Annotated in this window: 1 pseudogene; it reads right to left on the reverse strand. The window is 45.9% G+C overall.

The window, feature by feature from the left end:
- Positions 1 to 3370: pseudogene (locus H151_RS17705) on the reverse strand (hypothetical protein); the annotation flags it as partial.

Genomic DNA, 3370 nt, shown 5'->3' on the forward strand with positions numbered 1-3370 from the left:
AGCGGATTGCCATCGCCATCGGTTGCGCGTGCAGAATAGACAATTCCGGTGGCATTTTCATTCCAACTCGCACTGGTCCCAGATGACCAAACAGGAGCGATATCATTCAAGTTCTGAACATTGATAGTGACGGTATGGTTGACAGAAACCGCTCCATCACTGGCGGATAAAATAACCTGATAAATATTATTGCCATCATGGTCGTGTGGGGCTTCAAAATTAGGCGCTGACTTAAACTGTAAAGCACCCGTTGAGGCATTGATGGTGAAGTCAGCCGCATCATTGCCCCCGGCGATCGCATAACGGACCGCATCGCCGTCCTTATCCGATGCTTGAGCAGTATAAACAATACCGTTTACATTTTCATTGACATTAATAGCGCCGACTGAAGACCATTCGGGAATATACTCATTAATATTATAGACTTTAAAATTAAATGTTTTATCGACATGATTAGTGCCATCGCCCGTTTGAACTTCATCTGTAACGGTTAAAGTCAGAGGAATGATGACATAACGCCCTTGCACGTCTTCACCGCGCGCAAGGCTGGAATCTTTAACTAAATTCTCGTAGTCAAATTCTTTGAGCTGATAAATATGAGCTGAAATTTCGCTCATCCGTTGGCGATTATAATTATCTTCTGTAACTTGCGCTGTACCTAGACCATCAAAGTCAACAACATGACCCACGTCTAATGTAAAATAGCTCGCATAAGGATTGTTATCAGCAAATCGAATGGCGAGGTGTTTACTATCTACATCCTCGGCGGACACGCGCAACAAGGCTGTTTGAGTGTCTAACGGCTTGCCGGTAAAATTTTCAAAAGTCGAAACTGGGCCACTATCACGCCAGGTCGGAGGGTGGTTATACTTATAGACAATACCGCCAGTTCTTCCCGTCTTTGCGAAGTAATCGGCAATATCTGCGAGCGATTCTTCTACACCAAGTTCTTCTAGGGTGATATCAAATGAGGCCTCACCAAGATCATTAAAGGCCATTGTTTCAATAGCATCGCTAGAGGCAGGATTGGCCCCATTTTTAACGACGACCCGCGTATTCGCTTCATCGTTTAAATAAATGATCAGATCATTATTATCTTGCTCAAACGTCAAATGCTGGATGTCAATCTGATCGTTAAAGACGATCTTATCCTGGCCACCGGCATCAATCAGCGTGTCAGATCCCATACCTTTTCTGAAATGATAGGTATCATCGCCCAGTCCGCCGTTCAGAATATTGTTCCCGGCGTCACCGCTTAACGTGTCAGCATGTTGAGAGCCGGTTATATTCTCAAACCCGATAAAATGCTGTTTGTTAAATGCGGTAAACCAACCCTCATTGCCGCTTTGATTAAGGGTAGAGCTTAAGTCAAAAGTTACGCCTTGAGTGAAGCGCTCAAATGAAACTGTATCTTGACCTGACCCGCCAATATAACGGCTCCAATCTGACATTGACTCAGTGAAAATAAGCGTGTCATTACCCGAGCCAAGATCAACATAGGCAGTACCGGCATTCAGTAAGACTGTGTCATTGCCTGCGCCACCATACGCCCCATGATGTACATCTTTGCCATCGACGGTCCGATAATTATTACCCTGGCCCAATTCAATACGGTCATTGCCCGCGCCGCCATCCAGCCTATCACCCCCACCGACACCAATTAAGGTGTCATCACCATCGCCTCCTTCCAAAACATCATCGCCATCGCCAGAGCGAATAACGTCATTGCCTGCTCCGCCTTTGAGAATATTATTTTCATTATTACCGATAATGAGATCAGCAAAATCGCTACCTATTATACCTTCAACATTTTCATGAAGCAGTTTGAAGGTACCACCTTCGAAGACATAGGCCTTGGCTTGTGCATCATAACGGGTCAGATCTGCTTCAATCCCGGCCAGAGCATTTGCAAAGCTGATATAATCGAGCCCTTCGCCCCCATTAAAATAGATATTCGTCTGACCATCGATAACAATATACGTATCATTGCCAGCGAGGCCGTAATAATGGTCTGCGCCTAATAGACCGCTTAAAATATCATCATTAACGGTGGCGCTATAGTCTTCACGGATGTCTGCTATATCGATAATGACCGTGTCTTCAATCGTGTGAAGGCCATCGCTTATACGCAAGCGCACACTATAGCTGTTATCTCCGTCAGCGGAATTGGGGTTTTCAAAATCTGCTGCATTGATGAAATTGACCCGGCCCGTCACTTGATTAATGGCAAAGCGGCCCGCATCTTCTCCACCGACAATTGAATAAGAAAGCAGATCACCGTCGCCATCTTTACCCGCAAGAACATAAACACCTTCGGCCTTGTTTTCAGGAACGAGAACATGGGTCAGAGACTCCCAGACCGGCGCGAATTCATTCTCATTAAGGACAGAGAGCGTTACATCACGCTCTATCGCGTGTTCACCATCAAAGGCACGCACCCGGATCTCATACTTATTATCCGCGTCTGCATCGTCTGGATTCTCATGATCTGGGGTATTCACAAAACGGATATTGCCGGTCGTCTTATCAATCGCGAACTTAGAAGCATCTGTGCCGCCAATGATTTCATAATCAAGCGTGTCACCATCCGCATCTAATGCCGCGGCACGGTATGCAATACCCGTGAAATTTTCTTTGACTTCGGCGCTGGCTTCAAATTGCCATTGCGGCGTGTTGTCATTGCGATTGGTCACCTCAATTTCAACCGAATTGTTGGTGGTAAACACTCCGTCATGCGCGCTAAGTGTCAAGAAATACGTGTTATTGTCATCGCGGTCGCCGGGGGCTTCATAATCAGGTGCCGCTTTAAAGCGTAAGATCCCCGTTTGGGGATCAATCGTAAAGAGAGCGCCATCATCATTATTGTTAGTCAGAATGGAGAAGCTGACACTCCCGAAATCATCCGTAACACTAGCTTGATAAAGGGCGGTGTTCGCATTCTCTTCAACGATAATTTTAGGGATAGGTGGCCATACAGGAGCTACATCATTTACATCTTCGATAGTGAAAGTCAGATCTTTTCTAACACTATGGCGACCATCAGAAACTTGTAAGGTCACATTATATAGATTATTTTGACCATTATCTTTAGGATCTTCATAATCAGGGGCAGACTTAAAAGATAATGCGCCTGAGATGTTGTCTATCTCAAAGAACTCAGCGTCAACACCACCCGCTATCGAATAATAAAGCTGACCGCCAGCGTGATCTGTGGCCTTTGCAGTATAAACAGAGCCACGCGTGTTTTCCTTAATGGCAGCGCTAGAAGCAGACATCCACACTGGCGCATAGAGCGCGGGGTCGAGTTCATCGGGTCTGGATTTGAGCTGTTCGATGACGCTGGCTGCGAGGCGATTACGATAGGCTGTGG

The sequence above is a fragment of the Woodsholea maritima DSM 17123 genome (genome assembly GCF_000382325.1).
Taxonomy (GTDB): domain Bacteria; phylum Pseudomonadota; class Alphaproteobacteria; order Caulobacterales; family Maricaulaceae; genus Woodsholea; species Woodsholea maritima.